Origin of the sequence: Gemmobacter caeni, assembly GCF_003054195.1 — a bacterium.
GTDB classification, from domain to species: domain Bacteria; phylum Pseudomonadota; class Alphaproteobacteria; order Rhodobacterales; family Rhodobacteraceae; genus Gemmobacter; species Gemmobacter caeni.
Genome location: NZ_QBKP01000006.1, coordinates 109,697 through 129,871, shown reverse-complemented (window position 1 = coordinate 129,871; position 20,175 = coordinate 109,697). Strand labels below are relative to the sequence as shown.

The window sequence follows — 20,175 nt, the reverse complement described above, 5'->3', positions numbered from 1 at the left end:
TTCCAATAGTCGTCGGGATGCCGCAACGGGCATCCGCGAGGGGTGGCGGGTCGCCTCGTGCCGGGGGAACCCCCGTTCACCGTCGAACCGCGGTGCCCCTGCGTGACTTGTGGGAACCATTGCCGCACCCCGTTCAGGCTCACGCGGCCGGGTGTCGGACAAGGCGCAGATGGGGCAGGGCGGCGCGAATGTCAAGCCTTTGCCGCTTTGCGGGGCGGGACCGTCGCGCTAGAAAAGGACCATGACCGACGCCCGCATCCGCCTGCACCTGCCTGCCCATATGCTCGACAACGGGGCCGCGCGGATGCCGCAATTCTATCGCCGTGCGCTGGAGGGGCTGGCGGGGCTTGGCGCGCGCGTCGAGCTTTGTCACCGCGATATTGACCGTCTGCGCGCGGGGCCGGAGGGCGGGCATCTGGATCTGGTTCATGCGGCGGCGGTGGGGCGGGGGCAGGCGCTGACTCTGGGCACCGCCTATCTGGACCGCTTCTTCTATGCCGATCCCGAGGGGATCTTCTTTGAAAGCAGCACGATGCGGGCAAGGTTCCGGCCCGATATGGTGCCCGAGGATCGCGCGGCCGATTTTCTGGCCGATTTGCGCGCGCAATATGTGAGGCCGCGCCGGTCGCGGCATGTCCAGCCGGAGGCGCAGGCGACCTTCCCCGGCGGGCATATCTCGCTGTTCCTACAAGACCTGTCCGATCCGGTGGAACGTGCGCGCCACATGACGGCGGCGGAAATGGTCGATGCCGTGCTGGCGCATCGGAACGGGCGGATGCTGGTTGTGAAACCGCATCCCCGCAACAGCGGGCCCGAGACCGAGGCGATTCTGCGCCGACTGACCGGCGTTACGGGTGTGCAGATCACCGGGGCCAATCTGCATGATATTCTGGCGGGGGCGGCGGTTTCGGTCTCTATCTCCTCCTCCGTCGGGCTGGAGGGGATGCTGCATGGCGTGCCGGCGGTGTTTTTCGGGCAAAGTGACCTGCATCACTGCGCGGTGACGGTGAAGCGCGCCGGGGACTGGCCCGCGGCGCTGGACACCGCGATGACGACCCGCTGGCCCTTTGCGCGATTCCTGCTGTGGTTCCTGCGCCGCCGCAATATCGACGCGCGCCGCCCCTTCCTGCCGAAGCTGATCGGGCGCATCCGTGCGGCAGGATGCGACCCCGTCGCGCTGGGTATCCGTGCCTGATAGGGGAGCGTCTGACGCTTCGCACATTCGAAGCAGAGAGTAATCAGAGCCGAACATGCGGCAATGAACGGAGTGCCGGAAATCGAACCGCCGAACGGGCAGATCAAAACACCGTCTGCTTGCAGGTATTTGATTTTAAACTGATAAATGGTGCTGCGAGAGAGGATTGAACTCTCGACCTCTCCCTTACCAAGGGAGTGCTCTACCACTGAGCTACCGCAGCCAACCGGGGCTTTTGCCTTCGCTTCGGCGTCTTCCTGCCGGGCGTGGCGGGGAGATAGACGTATTCGCGGACATGTGCAAGCGCAATCTGGACCCTTTTTTATGCCTGCGCTAACAGAGAGCTTATGAGCCAGCCTGACGATCCCGTTCTCCCGTCTTCCCGTGTTGTGAAGCCTGCGGCGAAAGCCCGGACGGCCGAGCTTTCGCGCGAGGATCGGCTGAAAGCGGCTTTGAAAGCGAACATGGCGCGGCGCAAGGCGCAGGCCCGGGCGCGGGCGGCGCAAGATGATAACGAGAAAGAGTGAGGCAGCGCGATGGATTCGATTCTGGTCAGGGGCGGGGGTGAACTGCGCGGGACGATCCCGATCGCGGGGGCGAAGAACGCCTGTCTCACGCTGATGCCCGCGACCCTGCTGACGGAAGAGCCGCTGACGCTGACCAATGCGCCGCGCCTGTCGGACATCCGCACCATGACGCAACTTCTGCAATCGCTGGGGGCCGAAGTCGCGAGCCTTCAGGGCGGCAAGGTGCTGTCCATGTCCTCGTGGCGTATCGACAATCACACTGCGGATTATGACATCGTGCGCAAGATGCGCGCCTCGATCCTTGTCCTCGGGCCAATGCTGGCGCGGGATGGCCATGCCGTCGTGTCGCTGCCGGGAGGCTGTGCGATCGGGGCGCGGCCGGTGGACCTGCACCTGAAGGCGCTGGAGGCGATGGGGGCTGAACTGGACCTCCGCGACGGCTATGTCCACGCAAGGGCGCCAGGCGGGCGGCTCAGGGGCGCCGTGGTCGAGTTTCCCTTCGTTTCCGTGGGCGCGACCGAAAACGCCCTGCTGGCGGCTTCGCTGGCCAAGGGCACAACCGTGCTGAAGAATGCCGCGCGCGAGCCGGAAATCGTGGATCTCGTGCATTGCCTGCGCCGCATGGGCGCGCAGATCGAGGGCGAAGGCACCGAAACCATTACGATCCAGGGCGTTGATCGGCTGGGCGGCGCCACGCATCCGGTGGTGACAGACCGCATCGAACTCGGCACCTATATGCTCGCCCCCGCGATCTGCGGTGGCGAGGTCGAATGCCTGGGCGGGCGGCTGGATCTGGTTGGCGCCTTTGCTGAAAAGCTGGATGAGGCGGGGATTTCGGTGACCGAAACCGAAACCGGCCTGAAGGTCGCGCGCAAGAATGGCCGGGTGAAGGCGGTCAATGTGACGACCGAGCCTTTCCCCGGTTTCCCCACCGATCTTCAGGCGCAGATGATGGCGCTTCTGTGCACGGCCGAGGGGACCTCGGTTCTGGAAGAAAAAATCTTCGAGAATCGCTTCATGCACGCACCCGAACTGATCCGCATGGGGGCACGCATCGACGTGCACGGGGGCCATGCGACCGTCACCGGCGTCGAAAAACTGCGCGGCGCCCCGGTCATGGCCACCGACCTGCGCGCCAGCGTCTCGCTGATCCTTGCGGGGCTTGCAGCCGAGGGCGAAACCGTGGTCAGCCGGGTCTATCACCTCGACCGCGGCTATGAGCATGTCGAAGAAAAACTCGGTGCCTGCGGGGCACAGATCGAACGGATTGCAGGCTGATGGCTGACGCGCGGTTTGAAGATGCCGATGAAGGTCCGCTGTGGCTCGGGGCGGCGGATGGCGAGGATCTGAAGGTTCTGGCCTCGCTGGTGCAGGATGCGGTCTTTCCGATCACCGACATGACCTTCGCGCGGTCGCGGCGTGAATTTGCCATCCTGCTCAACCGCTTCCGCTGGGAAGACCGCGCGGCGGCCGAGGCGGCGGGGCGGCCTTACGAACGGGTGCGTGCCATGCTGCTGGTGCGCGACGTGCAGGCGGTTCGATCACAGGGCATTGACCGCAGCGACCGTGACACAATTCTGTCCTTGCTCGACATCACCTTCGAGCCGGGCGTGGACGGCACAGGCCGGCTGATCCTGACGCTGGCCGGCGATGGCGCCATCGCGCTGGAGGTCGAAACGCTGGATGTCGCGCTGCGGGATGTGACCCGGCCCTACACCGCGCCCTCGGGCAAGATGCCCGATCACGGCGCCTGATTTATCTTGGCCCAAATATCCCGGGGGAGCGCCGCAGACGCGGGTGACGGCTTTCAAAAGGTTTGATACCGGCCGATTTTTCGGCCCTTTGTTTTCAATAGGTTTGATACTATCGGGGCCGTTTGGGCGGAGGTGGACGGTATCGCGTTCTGCTGGCGCAGAAAATATTCAATGAAATCAATGGGGCCTATTTCGAAGTCGTGGGCAATTTTGCCCACGATCCACGATCTATTCTTTGCTGTCGACGAATTGAAATAGTTCGTCAGGCGTCCTTGCTTGCAAGTATGCGCAGACTTGGTGGGCGGCATCATCTAGAGACAGGTCGCGCTTCTCTGCCAACTCAAATGTCCTGTGAGCAAACTCGTCAGCAAGGGCTGGCAGATGCTCCGCCCACCATGTCAGTTCATCGGAATCAGAGGCAAAAGGGCGCGCGCCCTTAAGTCTTGAGAAAAGCCACAACACAGGGATGTAGCTCCACCAGTCATCGCTTCCTCTGGAGAGAACGGTCCGGGTGAGTTCTGCGGAAGGCAGGATGCGGTCGGGAGGCACGTCTTCGACCCGTTCCAGGAGTTGCATGACCTCATGGCTGGGAAGACGACGGCCCGCTTCGTAGTTGGACCACGTTGTCCGGGCGAGGCCAAGGCGTTGTGTGAATTCAGCGAGGGTCCGCTCACCTCGGACCTCTCGCAGGCGCTCACCGATAGCTCTCATTGTTTCGCTATCGTGACATACCTCTATCAGTGTTTCGCTAACGTGTAACACAGGATGCGCCCATGGGACAGAGATCTGAATGCCATCAGATCCTCATGGATATTGAGGTTGTCCGCAAACAGTTCATCGCTGAGGGCATTTCGATCAGAGCATGGGCGGAAAGCCGGGGCTACAAGCCCCGCACTGTCTACGCTGTTTTGCAAGGACAGCTTGCTTGCCGCCATGGAGTCAGTCATCGAATCGCTGTCGATCTCGGTCTGAAGGCTCGTCCGATCAAAGCCCGGTTCACGGGGGGTGCCGCGTGAATGATAAGGTCAGCCAACCCTGATCGCTCCTCATTAATCGCTCCCGCAAGCGTTGGTCCGGTTGTCGGAATCGTCAGCATTCTTGGACTAGGTAGAATTCCGCAGGACCGAAGCGCCGCATCCCGATGGATGAGCAAATTGAATGTTCCGACTACGATTCGCGAGTCGGATGGCCGCAAGCCAGAGCTTGTGAACATTCTGCATCTTCCAGAGCCCGAGCGCCGCTCATGGGAGGCTCGCCAAATCGAAGCGGCGGGCCTGCCTGCCGGGGAATATGACGACGCGGCCCATGATCGTTTTGCTGCGGTAACGCCTGTGATGCAGGCAACGGCGCTGCGCAAGGCCGAGATTGCCCGGTATCTGACTGCTGGCGGGGCGTCCGAAGGGCGGGGCCTGACCTCGGAACTGGCCGATCAGGCGCGTGCCAAATTCGGTGTGGATGGGACCGACAAGATGACACTGCGACGCATCTTGCGCACTGTTGCCGGGGTCGATCCGGTGAATTTCGCGCCTGCGCTGCTTCCGTCTCATAGCCGCATGGGCAAACCGCCCGCCGAATTTTCGGCCGAGGCTTGGGCGTATTTCCTGACGACGATCCGGGATGCCGGGCCGCATTTTCCGCTCAAGCAGGCATGGCGCGATGTGCGCGACGTGGCAGCAAGGCGCGGTTGGGCATGGCCGAAGTATATCACGGTCTGGCGGCGCTGGGATGCCATGCCCGAGGCCGAAAAGCTGGCCGCGCGTCATGGCACCGAAGAGGCTATCAAGCGTCTGGCCCAGCCGATCCGGCGCGACAAGACGACGATACGGTCACTGGAATGGGTTTCTCTGGATGGCCGGACGCAAGATTTCTGGGTGGATTTCGGGGATGGCAAGCCGGTCCGGCCGGTGATGCTGGCCTTGATCGACGTGGCGTCGAACTATGTGCTTGGCTATGAGTTGGCCGCATCCGAAAACGCGGTGGCGACGGCGAGGTTGATCCGCAACGTTTGCCGTGAACACAGCATCTTTGACAGGCTGTATACTGACAACGGTTCGGCCTTTGCCGGGCATCTGGTCGCGGGCGGCGCGGATTTCAAATGGCGCGGCAAAGGTGCTGCGAAGCCGGGCGTAAAGCCGCTTGGCGTCTGCTATCACCTTGGTATCGAGACAAAGTTCGCAATCCCGAAGAACGCGAAAGCCAAGATCGCAGAGCGCACTTTTGCCACTCTTTCCCGCGTGATCGACGACCGGCCAGAGTTTCTGGGCGCCCATGCAGGCCATGCGCCGGGGGCCACGCCGGGCAAATCGGTGCAGCCGGTAGCCCTGGCCGTTGCCCTTGCGGTGAATGGGTTCACCTCTTCCCGGCTGGCCGCATGATGACCCGTGACGGCCGCCAGTTCGAACTGCCCGACCCGCAAGCGCTGATGCGTGATTTCCAGTCGCGGGGCGTCGATCTGCCCATCGACTACGAACATCAGAACGACCGGCCGGTCACGAATGGCCCTGTTCCGGCTGCGGGATGGATCAAGGAGTTGCGGGCGGAGGAAAGTGGCCTCTGGGGGCGTGTCGAATGGACGGCCACGGCGCGCGAGATGATCGCGCGGCGCGAATACCGCTATCTCAGCCCGTCCTTTCTGTTCAACCGGCTCACAAGGCAGGTTTCTCGACTCAAGGGGGCTGGCCTTGTTCACAACCCCAATCTCTACCTGACAGCATTTGCGAGTGAGGAACTCGATATGGCTGCCCCCGACAAGAATGACACAGCGCCGAAGAGCTCCGCAAAGGAAGCGCCTGCAGAACTTCTGCCCAAGCTGGCCGAGGCACTGGGGATGTCCCCTGAAAGCGATGCGGCGGCGATTCTGACCACGCTTTTGGCCGCGCTGACCTCGGGCAAGGTTAAGGCCCCGAAGCGCCTGAATTCCGACCGCCCGAACCCCGCCCGTTTCGTTCCCATCGGGGCGGTGCAGGATCTGCTTGCGGACCGGAATGGCCGGATTGCCACAATGCGCGAAGAGGAGGCCTCGCGGAAGGTGGAGTGGGCCTTCAGAGAGGGCTATATCACCCCGGCCATGCGAGAATGGGCCACGGCGCTCTGCATGGAAGACCCGGCGAGCTTCGACACCTTCCTTGCCAAATCGCCCGCACCTTGGGCGCATCTGACACGCCCCATCCCGCATATCGAAATCACGCCGCGGGGCAGCGCCGTGATCGGCGAAGAAGCGGCAATCTGCGCGCAACTCGGCCTCAAGCCCGGATCGCTCGCGGACTGAGCCATTCCGATACGGGCCGTGCAGGGACCGTATCGGAAGCCGTGCGGATGACGGCCCGCACGGCCTCTCCTCTGGCCGGAATGTATCCCGGCCAGAGGGATGCTATCCCCCACCGGAAGAGTGACAGATGAACCCGCTTGGTCCCCCTTCGCCGCGCCCCACCGCGCAGGTCGCACCCTATGTCAATATTCTGGAATAGACCTCGCCGTCGAGTTCCTGTTGACTTTCGGTGGCGCCAAACTGGCCCTTTCGGTTGATCCCAAGGGCCGCTCCCAGCTTGAAGCGCTGGTCGGCCCCGAAAAGGCGCGGATGCTTGGGGCAAATGCCCATCGGTTGCAGAGGCGTGTGCCTCTCGCGAAGCGATGGCTGGCCGCCTATCTGTCTTGGAAGGGGCAGTCCGCCGCCAATATCGCGCGACAGTTGCGCGTTACCGACCAGTCGGTCAGGAAATGGCTCAAGGAGGGGCGACTCGTATGAGCGCGCGTGCCTCAAGGATCGACCGGAATGCAGCCTTGCGCGCCTTTGTGCTGGACCACATCGAACGCCATTCGCTCAGCGCAATCAGCGCCCTCATCACCCTCAACTTCCCGCCCGACCTCTGGGTCAGCCGGTCCAGCCTGAGCGACTGGTGGCAGAAAAACCGCCACCTTCACCAGAAACCCGCGACAGACAGCGACACCTGACGACAGCTAACGACGGCAAAAGAAACCTGATCCCGGCAAATTTCGGCTGGTCTCACCTGGTATCAGATATTTTGAAACCGTGTATCAGGTGTAAGGAAATACAACAGCGGGGGCAGAGCCGCCATTTTCCTGCCCCCGGCTTGAGGCGTCGCGCGGTGCAGGCTAAGGCTTCGTCAGATTCACGCGGAGCCGCCCCATGCCTCAGTTCCTCAATACCGCCGATGCCGGTTTCGAAACCGCCTTCACCGCCCTCCTGGGCATGAAGCGCGAGGACAGCCCGGATGTCGATGCAACGGTCGCGGGTATCATCGCGGATGTGCGCGCGCGCGGGGATGCGGCGGTGATCGACCTTACCACGAAATTCGACCGGCTGGAGCTGACACCCGAAACGCTCGCCTTCTCGGCAGAGGAAATGGCTGCTGAAATCACCAGGGTTTCGCCCGAGGATCGTGCGGCGCTGGAATTGGCGGCGGACCGTATCCGCGCCTATCACAGCCGCCAGATGCCCGAGGATGCGGAATGGCAGGATGCCAGCGGGGCGACTTTGGGCTGGCGCTGGACGCCGGTTTCGGCGGCGGGCCTTTATGTACCGGGCGGGCTTGCCTCCTATCCCTCGTCGGTGCTGATGAATGCGATTCCGGCCAAGGTCGCGGGCGTTGAACGGCTGGTCATCGCCTGCCCGACACCGGGCGGGGCGGTCAACCCGCTGGTCCTTCTGGCGGCGCAGCTGGCCGGGGTGGATAAGGTGTATCGCATCGGCGGCGCGCAGGCGATTGCCGCGCTGGCCTATGGCACGGCGACGATTCAGCCGGTCGACAAGATCACCGGCCCTGGCAATGCCTTCGTGGCCGCTGCAAAGCGCCGGGTGTTCGGCAAGGTTGGCATCGACATGATCGCCGGGCCGTCCGAGATTCTGGTGATTGCGGATGCGGGCGGCGATCCCGACTGGATCGCGCTCGATCTGCTCAGCCAGGCGGAGCATGATCAATCCGCACAGGCCATTCTGGTGACGCCGGATGCGGGTCTTGCCCGCGCTGTGACCGAAGCGGTTGAGCGGCAGCTTCAGGTGCTGGAGCGGCGCGAGATCGCGGGTGCAAGCTGGCGCGACTTCGGCGCGGTCATCGTAACCCGCGATCTGGACGAGGCGGCAGCGCTGTCCAATCGCGTGGCGCCGGAGCATCTTGAGCTTTGCGTGGCGGACGCGGAGGCGCTGAGCCGGAAAATCACTCACGCCGGAGCCATCTTTCTTGGCCACTGGACGCCCGAGGCCATCGGCGATTACGTCGGAGGCCCGAATCACGTTCTGCCCACCGCCCGGTCGGCGCGGTTTTCGTCGGGCCTGTCGGTGCTGGATTTCGTCAAACGCACGACCATTGCCCGCATGACACCCGAGGCGCTGGCGGCCATCGGTCCGGCGGCGGAGCGGCTGGCGCAATCCGAAAGCCTTCAGGCTCATGGCCTGTCGGTGCGGGCACGTCTGGACCGGCTGAACGGCTGATCCGGGCGGTACCGGGCCGGGCCCGGGCAGTTCAACCTTGAACCGAAGGGCCGTCTCGGGCATCACGGTCCAAGCCTTCTCAGGACCGACCATGACGAACCGCATCTGCCATATCGAGATCGACGAAAGCGGCCTGAAAGCCGCCACCCCCGCCATCGAGCAGGAACGCCGTGTCGCGGTGTTCGATCTTCTGGAGGAAAACAGCTTCGGCCTGCCGGTGCGGGACGGGCGCGATGTGCCGCCCGGTCCCTACCGGCTGGCGCTGGCGATCCGCGATGGCCGTCTGGTGTTCGACATCGCCACCGAGAACGAAGCGAAGATCGGTGAGTTTCACCTGAGCCTCGGGCCGTTCCGGCAGGTGGTGAAGGATTACTTCCAGATCTGCGAAAGCTATTTCGACGCGGTGAAGCGCCTGCCGCCGAGCCAGATCGAGGCGATCGACATGGCGCGCCGCGGCATCCACAACGAGGGCGCCCGCGTGTTGCAGGAACGCCTGGAAGGCAAGGCCGATGTCGATACCGCGACGGCCCGCCGCCTGTTCACCCTGATCTGCGTCCTGCACTGGGGGTAATCTTGAGCGGCAGCTTTCCCTCTTCGGTTCTGTTCTGCTGCGATCATAATGCCGTGCGCTCGCCCATGGCCGAGGGGCTGATGAAAAAGCTCTATGGGCAGCGCGCCTATGTGCAATCCGCCGGGGTGCGCAATGATATGGAGATCGACGGCTTTTCCGTTGCGGTCTGCAAGGAGATGGGGATTGAACTCAGTCGCCACCGTTCGCGCTCCTTCGAGGAAATGCAGGAATGGGGGGATGACCTGTCGCAGTTCGACCTGATCGTCGCACTTTCCCCGGCCAGTCAGCGTATGGCGCTGACGCTGACGCGGTTCTTTCATCTGGATGTCGAGTTCTGGCCCATCGTGGACCCGACCGCCATCGGCGATACACGCGAGGCAAAGCTGGCCGCCTATCGTCAGGCGCGGGACATGATCCGCGACCGCATGGTGGCGCGGTTCGGTCCGCCAAGCGAGCCGGGCGCGCAGGATTTCACCCCTCCAGCTTCAGCCCGGCGGTGAAATCCAGAAACGCTTTCAGCGCTGCCGTCATGTTCTTGCGCGAGGGATAGACCAGATTGACCGGCAGGTCGGGCAGGGCGAAGCGGGCCAGCACCGGCACCAGTGTGCCGCTGCGCAGTTCCTCCTCGATCATGAACTCGGGCAGCAGGGCCACGCCGCGCCCTTCCAGCACCGCCGCGCGCATCATCTCGGCGCTGTTGGTGGAAAAGGCGGGCTGGATCTTCTGATAAAGTGTCTCGGAGCCATCGCGGAAGGGCCAGGTTCCGGCGCCGCGCAGGTTGGAATAATGCAGGCAGCGATGGGCCAGAAGATCCTCCGGCCGTTCGGGTGTGCCGTGTTCGGTCAGATAGTCGGGTGAGGCCACGACAAGGATGCGCGCCGAATGCAGGCGGCGGGCATAGAGGCTGGAATCGCCCAGTTCACCGATGCGGATGACGGCATCGAAGCCCTCGCTGATCACATCGCTGTGGCGGTCGTCCAGCACCGCTTCCAGTTGGATGTCGGGATGCGCCTCGATAAAGCGCATGATATGCGGGCCAAGCACCTTGAGTGTGTAAGACACCGGCGATCCGATGCGCAGAGGGCCGCTGGGATGGGCGGACAGCCGTTTGACGCTTTCATTGGCAGCCTGAAGCTGGCCCATGACATCGCGGATTTTCTGGTAATATTCGCGCCCGACGGGGGTGGGTCGCACCGACCGGGTGGAGCGGGTCAGCAACCGTGTGCCAAGGCTGTCTTCCAGATCGGAAATATACTTGCTGCACAGGCTTTTCGATATTCCCATGCGGCGGGCGGCGGCGGCGAAACTGCCCTCATCCACGATATGAAGGTAAGTTTGCAGTACAGCGGTATCCATCGGGGGTCCGATCCAGTGTGTGCCGCAGCAGCGGCCTTCAATGGACGGAGAGATGGGGACTGGCCGGGGAAATTGAAACAGGAATGTGACGCGGCTGGCGGCGTGCTTCTGTGCGCGTATGCACAAAATGCCAGATTGACGGTGGCGGCTGTTGGAATAGGCAAGGGCGCCCGTGTTACCACAGGCGCCCTGTTTCCCGCCGCATCGGATCAGTCGTTCCGGCTGGGGCGATCAACCTGGCCGCTCGACGGGATCAGCGTCACGCTGACCGGGGTGTCGGCGGAAACGCGGTAGCCGATCAGATCGCGGGTCGAGTAAAGTTCGCCGGCGGTGGTTTCGACCTTGGTCACGTTCTTGGTCGAAACGGACAGCGAAGCACCACGTTCGTTGCTGTCGGCGGCATAGGCGGCACCACCCAGAACAAGGGCGGCAGTCAGGGCAGTTGCGAGGGTTTTCATAACGATCTCCGTTGGTTGAGTGTTTGTCTGAGCGGCGTCGCCTCTCATGCAGTGGAGATAGGCGGATTGAGCGGCGGCGATTAGGCCACATTTTTCGCGCTCATTATTCGACGTGAGTGAACGTTCACTTTCATCTCACGCTGCTGTGAACATGCGTGGCGCGGTGTCGCAAAAGCGCTGTGGGAGGTCCGGCTGGGCATTGGCGCGGCCGGAGTTTCGGTGCAGGCTGCGCCGAAAATCACAGGACCAACCGGAGAGCCAAGATGAGCCGCGCCACGATCAAAGCCTATTACGCCGCCTTCAATGCAGCGAACCCCGAAGGCATGATGGCCTGCCTGACCGATGACATCGAACACCGCGTGAATGAGGGCGGTATCCGCCGCGGTATGGAAAAATTCGCCGAGTTCTGCTCGCATATGGGTGTCAGCTACCGGGAAGAGCTGAAGGACATGGAAATCTTCGTGAACGAGGCAGGCACCCGTGGCGCGGCCGAGTTCACGGTGCATGGCGAATATCTGCAAACCGATCCGGGCCTGCCCGAGGCCAAAGGCCAGAAATACATCCTGCCCGCAGGTGCCTTCTTCGACCTGCGGGATGGCAAGATTTCGCGGGTGACCACCTTCTACAACCTGAACGACTGGATCGCACAGGTTTCGGCATGACCGAGGTTCGCGTTCTGACCGGCGCCGCACTGGATGCGGCGCTGGACGATGTGGCGCGGTTGCGGATCACCGTGTTCCGCGACTGGCCGTATCTGTATGATGGCTCGCTGGAGTATGAGCGCGATTACCTGCAAACCTATCGCGACAGCCCTGGTGCCATTCTGGTGGGGGCCTTCGATGGTGCGCGGCTGGTCGGCGCCTCGACCGGCACGCCGATGGAGGATCACGCCGGGGATTTCGGCGCGGCGCTGGCCGGGGCGGGCGTGCCGCTGGAGCAGATTTTCTATTGCGCGGAATCGGTGCTGTTGCCCGCCTGGCGCGGGCAGGGGCTGGGACATGCCTTCTTCGATGCACGCGAGGCCCATGCCCGCCAGCTTGGCCGCAGCCATGTGGCCTTCTGTTCGGTAAAGCGGCCGGACGATCATCCGATGCGGCCGGTTGCCTTCCGTACCAATGACGCCTTCTGGACGAAGCGCGGCTATGCGCCGTTGCCGGGTGCCCTTGCCGCATTTTCGTGGAAGGATGTCGGTGATACCGAAGAAAGCCGCAAGCCGCTGCAATTCTGGATGCGGGCGCTCTGACGCCTTCCTCCGACAGGAAAGAGAGACCATGAAGATCGCCGCTGCCGCTTATCCGCTGGATTTCTTTGCCAGCTTTGATGCCTATGCCGCCAAGGTCACGGAATGGGTGGCGCGGGCCGCCGCTGAAGGAGCGCAGCTTCTGGTCTTTCCTGAATATGGGGCGATGGAACTGGGCAGCCTTGGCGGCCGCGACGTCGCTGCGGATCTGGAGGCCTGCCTGCACGAGGTCGCCCGCTGGAAGCCGCAGGTCGATGCGCTGCATGCCGATCTGGCGGCGCAGCACGGGCTGCATATCCTCGGCGCTTCCGGCCCGGTGTTCCTGCCTGGCCAGCCGCGCCCGGTGAACCGTGCCACTTTCTATGGGCCTTCGGGCATCCTCGGCCATCAGGACAAACAGATCATGACGCGCTTCGAGCGTGAAACATGGTTCGTCGATCCGGGGCAGGGGCTGGCTCTGTTTGATACGCCGCTGGGCCGCATCGGTGTGGTCATCTGTTATGACAGCGAATTTCCCCTGCTGTCGCGTGCTCTGGTTGAGGCAGGGGCGGAAATCTTGCTGGCGCCCTCCTGCACCGACACGTTCCGGGGCTTCACCCGCGTCAAGGTCGGTGCCATGGCGCGGGCGCTGGAGAACCAGTGTATTGTCGTCCATTCCCCCACCGTGGGCCTGTGTGATTTCTGCCCGGCGGTGGACGAGAACGTCGGCGCCGCCGCCATCTATGGCCCGCCGGATATCGGATTTCCCGATGACGGGATCTTCGCGCAGACCCCGCTCAACCAGCCCGGCTGGGCCTTCGCCGATGTCTCACTGGAGGCGGTGGCCGAGGTCCGCCGTAATGGCGGCGTGCTGAACAACCTGCACTGGCATGAGCAGGGCGCACGGGTTGAACGGGGCGTCATTCGCACCTAGTTTCAGGACAACTCCAATTCCCCCTTGAAAATCAGGGGAAAGAGGCGCATCTAGCGCCCATGCCTGCGCATGGATCGCGGGCGATACCTATTTGGAGTGACCATGGCCAAGGAAGAACTGCTCGAATTCCCCGGCGTCGTGAAGGAACTCCTGCCCAATGCGACGTTCAAGGTCGAGCTGGAAAACGGCCATGAACTGATCGCGACGATGGCAGGCAAGATGCGCAAGAACCGCATCCGTGTTCTGGCAGGCGACAAGGTGCAGGTGGAAATGACCCCTTACGACCTGTCGAAGGGCCGCATCAACTATCGCTTCAAGTGAAGCTGATCCTCGGTTCTGCCAGCCCGCGCCGGAAGGATCTTCTGGCGCAGCTTGGTGTCGTGCCTGACGCGATTCTGCCCCCTGACATCGACGAAGACCCGAAACCCCGCGAACTACCGCGCCCCTATTGCGCGCGTCTGGCCCGCGAAAAGGCGGCTGCGGTGGCGGCAGACCCCGATGACATCGTGCTTTGCGCTGATACGACCGTGGCTTTGGGGCGCCGTATCCTCGGCAAGCCTGCGGATGCGGGTGAGGCGGCGGCTTTCCTGACCCTTCTGGGCGGGCGTCGTCATCAGGTGATCACCGCTGTCGCGGTGCGGCGCGGGGCGCGGCTCTGGTCGCGCGAGGTCGTGACCGATGTGAAGATGAAGCGCCTCTCGGATGTCGAACTGAACAGCTATCTCGCCTCGGGTGAATGGCAGGGCAAGGCGGGGGGGTATGCCATTCAGGGCCTCGCCGGTGCCTTCATCCCGTGGATTTCCGGCTCGTTCACTGGCGTGGTCGGCCTGCCAGTCGCGGAAACCGCCGCGCTGCTGGCCGCTGCGGGCTACCCCCTTTATGGAGAGACGGCATGAAAGGCCGCACGATCGCGCTGGACCGGATTGGCGACCGCGAGGCGGCGGCGCTGATCGTCGATGGTCAGCTTGAGGATTTCCTTATCGACCCGGCAGATGATACACCGCTGCCCGGTGCCATCTATCGTGGCATCGTCGACCGGCCGGTGAAAGGGCAGGGCGGGGTGTTCCTGCGCCTGCCGGATGGCCGTTCGGGGTTCCTGCGGCAGGTGTCGGGTCTCGCGCCTGGCCAGCCGCTGCTGGTGCAGGTGTCGGGCACGGCGGAGCCGGGCAAGGCGGTGCCCGTAGCGGCGCGCCTGCTCTTTAAAAGCCGCTACGCGATCATTACCCCCGGCGCACCGGGGCTGAACATCAGCCGTCGCATCCGCGACGAGGATCTGCGTGCCGACCTCGACGCGCTGGCGCAGGCGGGGATGGAGGGCGCCCCCCGTGACCTCGGGCTGATCCTGCGCTCCGCCTGCGAAGGCGCTGACGAGGCCGAGATCGCCGAGGACATTCTCGCGATGCGCGAGCTTGCCGTTGCGGTGCTGTCTGATGTTGACGGCCAGCCCGAGCTTCTGGTCGAGGGCGCGACCGCGCATGAAACCGCGTGGCGCGACTGGTGCGATCCGGTTCCGGATGATTTTGACGACAACGCAGGCAGTTTCGGGTCGCATGGCGTGGCGGAGATGCTGGACCGCGCGCTGACCCCCCGCGTTGCGCTGCCTGCTGGCGCGCATATGTATATCGAGCCGACCCGTGCGCTGGTGGCGGTGGATGTGAACACCGGCCCCGATACCTCGCCCGCAGCTGCGCTGAAGGCCAATGTGGCCGCCGCGCGTGATTTGCCGCGCCAGTTGCGTCTGCGCGGCTTTGGCGGGCAGGTCGTGGTCGATTTCGCGCCGATGCCGAAGAAGGACCGTGCCGTTCTGGAACAGGTGTTGCGCGCGGCATTCAAGGGTGAGGCGGCCGAGACCAGTCTCTCCGGATGGACCACGCTGGGTCTGTTCGAACTGGTGCGCAAACGCGACCGCGCGCCGCTGGCCACCCTGCTGGAGGATCGGGCATGAGCTGCCCGATCTGCGGCAAGGCTGCGGAAGAAAAGTACCGCCCCTTCTGCAGCAAGCGCTGTGCCGATATCGATCTCGGTCGCTGGCTGAAAGGCGGCTATGTGATCCCCGCTACCGCGCAGGAAGAGGACGAGGCTGTCCCATCCGAAGAACCGCCGAAGCACTGAACTTTTTTCGCAAAACCCTCTGGACAGCCCCTGCGCCCTCGCTTAATACCGCCCCACCAAGCAGCCACAGGCTGACAGTGCCCAGATAGCTCAGTTGGTAGAGCAGCGGATTGAAAATCCGCGTGTCGCTGGTTCGATTCCGGCTCTGGGCACCACTTAAATCTCCCTTAAAATAAGAGAAAGTAGCAATTACTTTTCTCGTTGCTTTTCGTGCGGCTGGTCCGCTGGGCTACATCCGGGCTACATTACGCATCTGGTTGCGCGTGATGGACTACCTGGGTTGTCTGAACCGTTCTGAAAGAAATCTCATCCCAAAGCGAAATTGGCGACGGCGGTTTCTGATCCATTGGCGTATAGGATGCGTGTGGCTCCGCGTGGAGCGCCTTACTGTAACCCGACAAAATAAGGGTGTTTTCGGGGGACTGGGCGCCGCCATCCGTCGCTAGGTGTCGTTACCCGTCGCCATCCGTCTCTCCTCAATAAAATAGGCGCTTGCCGAGGTTGATAGGTTCTGGTGGCGTGTCTGGGCGGCTTCGGGGCGTCCATGTCGGTCGTGACGAAAATATTGCGCCAAACAGGTGGCCAGAGCGTGATCCGCCCCCTCGCTGGCGGCTGCACCCGAGCTGCTAATCACCCGAAAACATCAATAAAACTTGGCCTTAACGGCTGTTTTAGGGCGATTCAGCCAATCCGGGGAAAGTGCGAAACTCGGAACTCGTGCGCGGATTTTTCAACTCGGTTCATAGTTACGTCTTTTCATGGCTTACGGGGATTTCACCCGGTCTTTCGCCCCCGAAACCCCTGTTTTTGGACCGGAAACGACTCTGTTGCACAAATCGCGCGAGGGATTCATCTCGTGAATCCGGCGTGGTAGCTGGACTGCATGAGCAGACCAACGCCCCCGACCTACAAGACCAGGAACTGGCCAGCTTATAACGAAGCGCTGAAGCGCCGCGGCTCGCTGACGATCTGGTTTGATCCCGCCATGACTTGGGAAGCGGCGCCGACCGGCAAGCGTGGTCGACAGCGCGACTGCGGCGATGCCGCGATCCAGACCTGCCTGACGATGAAGGTCCTCTTTGGCATGGCGCCCAGGCAAACGACCGGGTTCGTCGAGTGCCTGTTGCGGCTGATCGGCCTGGACTGGACGGTGCCCGACTTCGGCACGCTGTCGCGACGCCAGAAGATGCTGAAGGTCAACATCCCCTATCCTGGTTCGAATGGCCCGCTGCACCTGCTGGTCGACAGCACCGGCATCAAGGTCGAGGGTGAAGGGGAGTGGAACGCCCGCAAGCATGGCGGTGGCAAGCGATGCGTCTGGCGGAAGATCCACATCGGGATCGACGAGCAAACGCTGGAAATCCGGGCTGCGGAGTTCACCACCAGCGACGTGGGCGATGCGCCCATGCTGCCCGAACTGCTCGACCAGATCCCGTCGGAGCAAGAGATCGCCTCCGTCAGCGCCGATGGTGCCTTCGATACCCGCAAGTGCCACGACGCCATCGCCACCCGTCGCGCGGCCGCGATCATCCCGCCCCGCGAGAACGCCAAACCCTGGAAACCCGACACTGCGGGAGCCATGGCCCGGAACGAAATCCTGCGGACATCGAAGCGGGTTGGCCGGACGACCTGGCGTCGATGGAGCGGTTACCACCGCCGAAGCCGCGCTGAAACTAAGATGCACTGCATCAAGCTTCTCGGGCAGCGCCTGTCCGCGCGGGACTTCGACCGTCAGGTTGCAGAGTTCCAGGTCCGTGTCGCCGTCCTGAACGGGTTCACCGCCCTCGGCACACCCATCACAGAGGTCGCAGGATAGGTCTGTCCGGGGAAGGGGAGGCCCGGCCATCACCCGATTTGTGCAACACAGCCAAGACAGCCCAGAGTTGATTTTCATGGTCGATGCATCGAATGGCAGCTTAGAGCCGAGGCTGTGTGCAAACTCCGGCCTGTGTTAAGCTTCTGCATAGCTGCGGGGGATCGGCATGTCGGGTTTCATCGAAGGCGTTGCGCGTGGACAGACGGTCCTTTTCCCTGATCGGCTCGATGACTGGATTCATGAGGATCATCTGGTCCGGTGGTTGATTTCTTCGTAGATGAGCTTGATCTGGCGGGCCTTGGTTTCGTGCGCTCGGCAGCGGCACGCACGGGCCGCCCCGGCTACCATCCTGCTGTTATGCTCAAGCTGTTCATTTACGGCTATTTGAACCGCATCCCGTCGAGCTGCGGGTTGGAACGGGAGGCGGGGCGGAATGTCGAGCTGATGTGGCTGACCGGCCGCCTCGCTCCCGATCACAAGACCATCGCCGACTTCCGCCGCGACAATGGGCCCGGCATCCGCCGCACCTGCGCCCAGTTTGTGGAACTGTGCCGCCGCATCGGTGTGCTTAAGGGCGCGTGCATTGCCATCGACGGTAGCAAGTTCCGGGCGGTGAACTCCCGTGACCGAATCTTCACCAAGGGCAAGATCGCGAACCGCATCGCCGATCTGGAGGCGGACGCCGGGCGCTACATCGCCGAGATGGTCCGCGTTGATCGACAAGAAGAAGGCGAGGTCCGAGCCGAGAAAGTCGCGCACCTGGCCAAGCGTTACGGGCGGGTCCGGCAGCACATCCAGCATCTGCAAGCGATGGATCGGGCGCTGGCCGATGCGCCGGACGGACAGATATCCCTGACCGATCCCGATGCCCGTGCCATGGCGACCTGTGCCCGCAACAGCGGCATGGTCGGTTACAAAGTCCAGACTGCCGTCGATGCCGAGACGCATCTGATCGTCGCATACGATGTCACCAACCAAGGCCATGATCGCGACCTTTTGGTGCCGATGGCCGCCGCTGCGAAAGAGGCGCTTCACCGCGACGAGATACACGTGCTGGCTGACAAGGGCTACTTCAGCGGGCGGCAGATCCTGACCTGCTACGAGGCAGGAATCACCACCACGATTCCGCGCCCCGAGACGTCGGGCAACCGGGCCAAGGGCCTGTATGTGAAGGCCGACTTCGCCTACGAGGCTGATGCAGACTTTTACCGCTGCCCGGCCGGCGAAGCGCTGACCTACCGCTACACCACTGAGGAAGACGGGCTGGAACTGCGCCGCTACTGGACCGGCGAATGCGGTGGCTGCCCGATTAAAGCGCGCTGCACGACTGACAAGGAACGCAGGATCACGCGATGGGCACGCGAGCACCTGATCGAAGCGGCGCGGGCCAGACTGATCGGACCGACAGAGCCGATGACGGTCCGCCGTGGCACGGTTGAACATCCCTTCGGCACCATCAAAGCCTGGATGGGCGCAACCCACTTCCTGACCCGACGGCTGAGAAATGTGAGAACCGAGATGGCGCTGAACGTCCTCGCCTACAACATCAAGCGGATGGTGGCGCTGATTGGTATCCGAGGGCTAATGGCAGCGGTGAAGGGCTGAAAGAGAGCACAAAACCATGCTCTGCCGAAATCCGTCGCGTGGCGCGCTATCCTTGCCCTCGCAGCAGCTAACTGGTCTTCGGCGAAGAGTTTCCACACAGCCTAAGCCCATTGCGGCCATGAGCCTCTTGGGTAAACATTAGTGATACCCAGCTTTCGGGAAGACGCGAATGAGACAGCCCATACTCTCGGTTCTTTTCGCCAGTATCTTGATGGCGGCGACTTCGGGCATGGCCACGGCTTGCAGAACTCACATGCCGCCACTTCCTAGAGACTTGGAGGGCGTCGAGCTTGTCGTGGTGGGTCGAATCTCCGATTATCAAATACTGGACGTCTCCAGAAGGCTGGCCCGTTTTGACATCCAAGTGGATGAGGTGCTGAAGGGAGAGGCTGTTCAACCCGTTCTGTCAGTTGCAGTTATAGATGACCGCATAGGTGTGCGGGCGGATCACATCGACCTTCGTTACTTGCGTTTGCTACAAGATGAGGACGGCTATCAGATACCCTACTTGGTTGCGATCACCGCCCTTGATCTTGACAGTGCTTCGCGCGGCGCAGAGTTTTCTCAAGCCTCGGAACAGTTCCGTGTAACATCTTACAACTGTGGAACCACGTTCTGGTTTAGGGATAGCGACGCATTGAGGACAAAGCTTGAGCTAACAGAGGAGAGCAAATAGCTGCGCAACGTCCGCTTTGTCCGGAATAGCTGACCTTGGCTAACACTGCAGCGAGGGCCGACTCTCGGCCCTTCCGGGCGACCACAGGAGTTCTGTCTGATACCCAAGCCGTTGCAGCGCCCCGATTGCCTTGACAAGATCTACGCTTTGAGTAGGTCAGCTTCCGCCCCGAAGGCGATTGCGCGTGCGAGCATGGGGTTGCCCTGACGCGCAGCGCTGCCCGCCTCGCCCATCTCGCTGGCCGCTTCCAGCAGCAGATCCCGCGCGGCGTGGTGGGCGTCGTAGGAGCCCCATCGGATTGTGTTCACTGGCGCGGGCTTGCCCTTTCGATCCGGTTCTGGATCAGCACTGGCAACGCCCAGATCAGCTCACCACGGTTCGCCCGGACCCGGCACGGCAGGTCCGCGTGCCGGAAGCCGGTGCGCTTGCCTGGTTCGGGTTGCCCCTGAAGCCCGGCGATACGTTGTGGGCAGGCTGCTTTCTGCGCTGGAACGCTGCCAGCA

General features: G+C 62.8%; 25 protein-coding genes, 2 tRNA genes and 1 pseudogene. 23 read left to right on the top strand and 5 right to left on the bottom strand.

What is annotated here, in order from left to right; translation table 11 throughout:
• Positions 1 to 241: 241 nt before the first annotated feature.
• Positions 242 to 1,195, top strand: a complete 954-nt coding sequence (locus C8N34_RS11100; protein WP_108128913.1) for a hypothetical protein — start codon at positions 242 to 244, stop codon at positions 1,193 to 1,195.
• Positions 1,196 to 1,343: 148 nt separating this feature from the next.
• Here C8N34_RS11100 and C8N34_RS11095 read toward each other — a convergent pair.
• Positions 1,344 to 1,418, bottom strand: a tRNA-Thr gene (locus tag C8N34_RS11095).
• A 124-nt stretch (positions 1,419 to 1,542) separates the two neighbouring features.
• Between C8N34_RS11095 and C8N34_RS11090 the strand changes: the two genes are divergently transcribed.
• Genes C8N34_RS11090 through C8N34_RS11080 form a run of 3 tightly spaced genes read left to right on the top strand, consistent with a single transcriptional unit; the run spans position 1,543 to position 3,476 of the window.
• The gene (locus C8N34_RS11090) at positions 1,543 to 1,722 is read left to right on the top strand and encodes a hypothetical protein (RefSeq protein WP_054301496.1); all 180 of its coding nucleotides are present in this window, start codon (positions 1,543 to 1,545) and stop codon (positions 1,720 to 1,722) included.
• 9 nt (positions 1,723 to 1,731) lie between these two features.
• On the top strand, positions 1,732 to 3,000 hold the full coding sequence (gene murA, locus C8N34_RS11085; RefSeq protein ID WP_108128912.1) for a UDP-N-acetylglucosamine 1-carboxyvinyltransferase: 1,269 nt from the start codon (positions 1,732 to 1,734) through the stop codon (positions 2,998 to 3,000).
• Positions 3,000 to 3,476, top strand: coding sequence for a DUF2948 family protein (locus C8N34_RS11080; RefSeq protein ID WP_054301498.1), 477 nt, complete (start codon positions 3,000 to 3,002; stop codon positions 3,474 to 3,476). The genes murA and C8N34_RS11080 overlap by 1 nt, the downstream gene beginning before the upstream one ends.
• A 228-nt stretch (positions 3,477 to 3,704) precedes the next feature.
• Here the strand turns inward: C8N34_RS11080 and C8N34_RS11075 are convergent, their stop codons facing one another.
• Entirely contained in the window at positions 3,705 to 4,187 is a 483-nt protein-coding gene (locus tag C8N34_RS11075) for a helix-turn-helix domain-containing protein (RefSeq protein ID WP_108128911.1), read from the bottom strand.
• A 62-nt stretch (positions 4,188 to 4,249) separates the two neighbouring features.
• Here C8N34_RS11075 and C8N34_RS11070 point away from each other — a divergent pair, with 62 nt between their 5' ends.
• The 8 genes from C8N34_RS11070 to C8N34_RS11035 all read left to right on the top strand — a co-directional run bounded on the left by C8N34_RS11070 (position 4,250) and on the right by C8N34_RS11035 (position 9,996).
• Positions 4,250 to 4,492 carry a DNA-binding protein gene (locus C8N34_RS11070; protein WP_199750661.1) on the top strand — a complete coding sequence of 81 codons (243 nt, stop codon included), beginning with the start codon at positions 4,250 to 4,252 and terminating at the stop codon, positions 4,490 to 4,492.
• Between the two features lie 129 nt (positions 4,493 to 4,621).
• Complete coding sequence (locus C8N34_RS11065; RefSeq protein ID WP_158640676.1) at positions 4,622 to 5,851, top strand: DNA-binding domain-containing protein; 1,230 nt, start codon at positions 4,622 to 4,624, stop codon at positions 5,849 to 5,851.
• The gene (locus C8N34_RS11060) at positions 5,848 to 6,744 is read left to right on the top strand and encodes a phage protease (protein WP_108128909.1); all 897 of its coding nucleotides are present in this window, start codon (positions 5,848 to 5,850) and stop codon (positions 6,742 to 6,744) included. Before C8N34_RS11065 ends, C8N34_RS11060 begins: the two co-directional genes overlap by 4 nt.
• Positions 6,745 to 6,963: 219 nt before the next feature.
• A complete protein-coding gene (locus C8N34_RS11055) occupies positions 6,964 to 7,221 on the top strand; it encodes a helix-turn-helix domain-containing protein (protein ID WP_145693584.1) in 258 nt (85 codons plus the stop codon).
• Positions 7,218 to 7,427 carry a hypothetical protein gene (locus C8N34_RS11050; RefSeq protein ID WP_054301506.1) on the top strand — a complete coding sequence of 70 codons (210 nt, stop codon included), beginning with the start codon at positions 7,218 to 7,220 and terminating at the stop codon, positions 7,425 to 7,427. The genes C8N34_RS11055 and C8N34_RS11050 overlap by 4 nt, the downstream gene beginning before the upstream one ends.
• 196 nt (positions 7,428 to 7,623) lie before the next feature.
• Complete coding sequence (gene hisD, locus C8N34_RS11045; protein ID WP_108128907.1) at positions 7,624 to 8,925, top strand: histidinol dehydrogenase; 1,302 nt, start codon at positions 7,624 to 7,626, stop codon at positions 8,923 to 8,925.
• A gap of 91 nt (positions 8,926 to 9,016) precedes the next feature.
• The gene (locus C8N34_RS11040) at positions 9,017 to 9,496 is read left to right on the top strand and encodes a UPF0262 family protein (protein ID WP_054301508.1); all 480 of its coding nucleotides are present in this window, start codon (positions 9,017 to 9,019) and stop codon (positions 9,494 to 9,496) included.
• Between the two features lie 65 nt (positions 9,497 to 9,561).
• Positions 9,562 to 9,996, top strand: coding sequence for an arsenate-mycothiol transferase ArsC (locus C8N34_RS11035; RefSeq protein ID WP_229825420.1), 435 nt, complete (start codon positions 9,562 to 9,564; stop codon positions 9,994 to 9,996).
• Here C8N34_RS11035 and C8N34_RS11030 read toward each other — a convergent pair.
• Complete coding sequence (locus tag C8N34_RS11030; protein WP_054301510.1) at positions 9,968 to 10,852, bottom strand: LysR family transcriptional regulator; 885 nt, start codon at positions 10,850 to 10,852, stop codon at positions 9,968 to 9,970. The two genes, C8N34_RS11035 and C8N34_RS11030, sit on opposite strands and share 29 nt — an antisense overlap.
• Before the next feature lie 209 nt (positions 10,853 to 11,061).
• Positions 11,062 to 11,310 (bottom strand): hypothetical protein, encoded by a 249-nt coding sequence (locus tag C8N34_RS11025; RefSeq protein WP_054301511.1) that lies wholly within the window; start codon positions 11,308 to 11,310, stop codon positions 11,062 to 11,064.
• Positions 11,311 to 11,573: 263 nt separating this feature from the next.
• Here C8N34_RS11025 and C8N34_RS11020 point away from each other — a divergent pair, with 263 nt between their 5' ends.
• The 11 genes and pseudogenes from C8N34_RS11020 (at position 11,574) to C8N34_RS10970 (ending at position 19,672) form a co-directional block, all read left to right on the top strand.
• Complete coding sequence (locus tag C8N34_RS11020) at positions 11,574 to 11,972, top strand: ketosteroid isomerase-related protein (protein WP_108128906.1); 399 nt, start codon at positions 11,574 to 11,576, stop codon at positions 11,970 to 11,972.
• The gene (locus C8N34_RS11015; protein ID WP_054301513.1) at positions 11,969 to 12,553 is read left to right on the top strand and encodes a GNAT family N-acetyltransferase; all 585 of its coding nucleotides are present in this window, start codon (positions 11,969 to 11,971) and stop codon (positions 12,551 to 12,553) included. The genes C8N34_RS11020 and C8N34_RS11015 overlap by 4 nt, the downstream gene beginning before the upstream one ends.
• A 28-nt stretch (positions 12,554 to 12,581) precedes the next feature.
• Positions 12,582 to 13,463: a carbon-nitrogen hydrolase family protein gene (locus tag C8N34_RS11010; protein WP_108128905.1), complete on the top strand. Its 882-nt coding sequence runs from the start codon at positions 12,582 to 12,584 to the stop codon at positions 13,461 to 13,463.
• A gap of 102 nt (positions 13,464 to 13,565) precedes the next feature.
• The gene (infA, locus tag C8N34_RS11005; protein WP_054301515.1) at positions 13,566 to 13,784 is read left to right on the top strand and encodes a translation initiation factor IF-1; all 219 of its coding nucleotides are present in this window, start codon (positions 13,566 to 13,568) and stop codon (positions 13,782 to 13,784) included.
• A complete protein-coding gene (locus C8N34_RS11000) occupies positions 13,781 to 14,359 on the top strand; it encodes a Maf family protein (protein ID WP_054301516.1) in 579 nt (192 codons plus the stop codon). Before infA ends, C8N34_RS11000 begins: the two co-directional genes overlap by 4 nt.
• Entirely contained in the window at positions 14,356 to 15,408 is a 1,053-nt protein-coding gene (locus tag C8N34_RS10995; RefSeq protein WP_054301517.1) for a ribonuclease E/G, read from the top strand. The genes C8N34_RS11000 and C8N34_RS10995 overlap by 4 nt, the downstream gene beginning before the upstream one ends.
• Positions 15,405 to 15,575, top strand: a complete 171-nt coding sequence (gene yacG, locus C8N34_RS10990; protein WP_054301518.1) for a DNA gyrase inhibitor YacG — start codon at positions 15,405 to 15,407, stop codon at positions 15,573 to 15,575. The genes C8N34_RS10995 and yacG overlap by 4 nt, the downstream gene beginning before the upstream one ends.
• 79 nt (positions 15,576 to 15,654) lie before the next feature.
• Positions 15,655 to 15,730, top strand: a tRNA-Phe gene (locus C8N34_RS10985).
• A 728-nt stretch (positions 15,731 to 16,458) separates the two neighbouring features.
• Entirely contained in the window at positions 16,459 to 17,391 is a 933-nt protein-coding gene (locus C8N34_RS10980) for an IS5 family transposase (protein ID WP_108128904.1), read from the top strand.
• 166 nt (positions 17,392 to 17,557) lie between these two features.
• Positions 17,558 to 18,996 (top strand): annotated as a pseudogene (locus tag C8N34_RS10975) (IS1182 family transposase).
• A gap of 169 nt (positions 18,997 to 19,165) precedes the next feature.
• Entirely contained in the window at positions 19,166 to 19,672 is a 507-nt protein-coding gene (locus tag C8N34_RS10970; RefSeq protein WP_108128903.1) for a hypothetical protein, read from the top strand.
• A 140-nt stretch (positions 19,673 to 19,812) separates the two neighbouring features.
• Here the strand turns inward: C8N34_RS10970 and C8N34_RS26355 are convergent, their stop codons facing one another.
• A complete protein-coding gene (locus tag C8N34_RS26355) occupies positions 19,813 to 19,980 on the bottom strand; it encodes a hypothetical protein (RefSeq protein ID WP_158640675.1) in 168 nt (55 codons plus the stop codon).
• Between the last annotated feature and the right edge of the window lie 195 nt (positions 19,981 to 20,175).

What these genes read in the sequence shown, in the direction of transcription:
- C8N34_RS11060 (WP_108128909.1), top strand. Translation starts at nt 5,848, where the DNA reads ATGATGACCCGTGACGGCCGCCAGTTCGAACTGCCCGACCCGCAAGCG.
- hisD (WP_108128907.1), top strand. Translation starts at nt 7,624, where the DNA reads ATGCCTCAGTTCCTCAATACCGCCGATGCCGGTTTCGAAACCGCCTTC.
- murA (WP_108128912.1), top strand. Translation starts at nt 1,732, where the DNA reads ATGGATTCGATTCTGGTCAGGGGCGGGGGTGAACTGCGCGGGACGATC.
- C8N34_RS11090 (WP_054301496.1), top strand. Translation starts at nt 1,543, where the DNA reads ATGAGCCAGCCTGACGATCCCGTTCTCCCGTCTTCCCGTGTTGTGAAG.
- C8N34_RS10970 (WP_108128903.1), top strand. Translation starts at nt 19,166, where the DNA reads ATGAGACAGCCCATACTCTCGGTTCTTTTCGCCAGTATCTTGATGGCG.
- C8N34_RS11075 (WP_108128911.1), bottom strand. Translation starts at nt 4,187, where the DNA reads ATGAGAGCTATCGGTGAGCGCCTGCGAGAGGTCCGAGGTGAGCGGACC.
- yacG (WP_054301518.1), top strand. Translation starts at nt 15,405, where the DNA reads ATGAGCTGCCCGATCTGCGGCAAGGCTGCGGAAGAAAAGTACCGCCCC.
- C8N34_RS11065 (WP_158640676.1), top strand. Translation starts at nt 4,622, where the DNA reads ATGAGCAAATTGAATGTTCCGACTACGATTCGCGAGTCGGATGGCCGC.
- C8N34_RS11050 (WP_054301506.1), top strand. Translation starts at nt 7,218, where the DNA reads ATGAGCGCGCGTGCCTCAAGGATCGACCGGAATGCAGCCTTGCGCGCC.
- C8N34_RS11030 (WP_054301510.1), bottom strand. Translation starts at nt 10,852, where the DNA reads ATGGATACCGCTGTACTGCAAACTTACCTTCATATCGTGGATGAGGGC.
- C8N34_RS11020 (WP_108128906.1), top strand. Translation starts at nt 11,574, where the DNA reads ATGAGCCGCGCCACGATCAAAGCCTATTACGCCGCCTTCAATGCAGCG.
- C8N34_RS11080 (WP_054301498.1), top strand. Translation starts at nt 3,000, where the DNA reads ATGGCTGACGCGCGGTTTGAAGATGCCGATGAAGGTCCGCTGTGGCTC.
- C8N34_RS10980 (WP_108128904.1), top strand. Translation starts at nt 16,459, where the DNA reads ATGAGCAGACCAACGCCCCCGACCTACAAGACCAGGAACTGGCCAGCT.
- C8N34_RS11015 (WP_054301513.1), top strand. Translation starts at nt 11,969, where the DNA reads ATGACCGAGGTTCGCGTTCTGACCGGCGCCGCACTGGATGCGGCGCTG.
- C8N34_RS11040 (WP_054301508.1), top strand. Translation starts at nt 9,017, where the DNA reads ATGACGAACCGCATCTGCCATATCGAGATCGACGAAAGCGGCCTGAAA.
- C8N34_RS11035 (WP_229825420.1), top strand. Translation starts at nt 9,562, where the DNA reads ATGGCCGAGGGGCTGATGAAAAAGCTCTATGGGCAGCGCGCCTATGTG.
- C8N34_RS10995 (WP_054301517.1), top strand. Translation starts at nt 14,356, where the DNA reads ATGAAAGGCCGCACGATCGCGCTGGACCGGATTGGCGACCGCGAGGCG.
- C8N34_RS11100 (WP_108128913.1), top strand. Translation starts at nt 242, where the DNA reads ATGACCGACGCCCGCATCCGCCTGCACCTGCCTGCCCATATGCTCGAC.
- C8N34_RS11025 (WP_054301511.1), bottom strand. Translation starts at nt 11,310, where the DNA reads ATGAAAACCCTCGCAACTGCCCTGACTGCCGCCCTTGTTCTGGGTGGT.
- C8N34_RS11070 (WP_199750661.1), top strand. Translation starts at nt 4,250, where the DNA reads ATGGGACAGAGATCTGAATGCCATCAGATCCTCATGGATATTGAGGTT.
- infA (WP_054301515.1), top strand. Translation starts at nt 13,566, where the DNA reads ATGGCCAAGGAAGAACTGCTCGAATTCCCCGGCGTCGTGAAGGAACTC.
- C8N34_RS11010 (WP_108128905.1), top strand. Translation starts at nt 12,582, where the DNA reads ATGAAGATCGCCGCTGCCGCTTATCCGCTGGATTTCTTTGCCAGCTTT.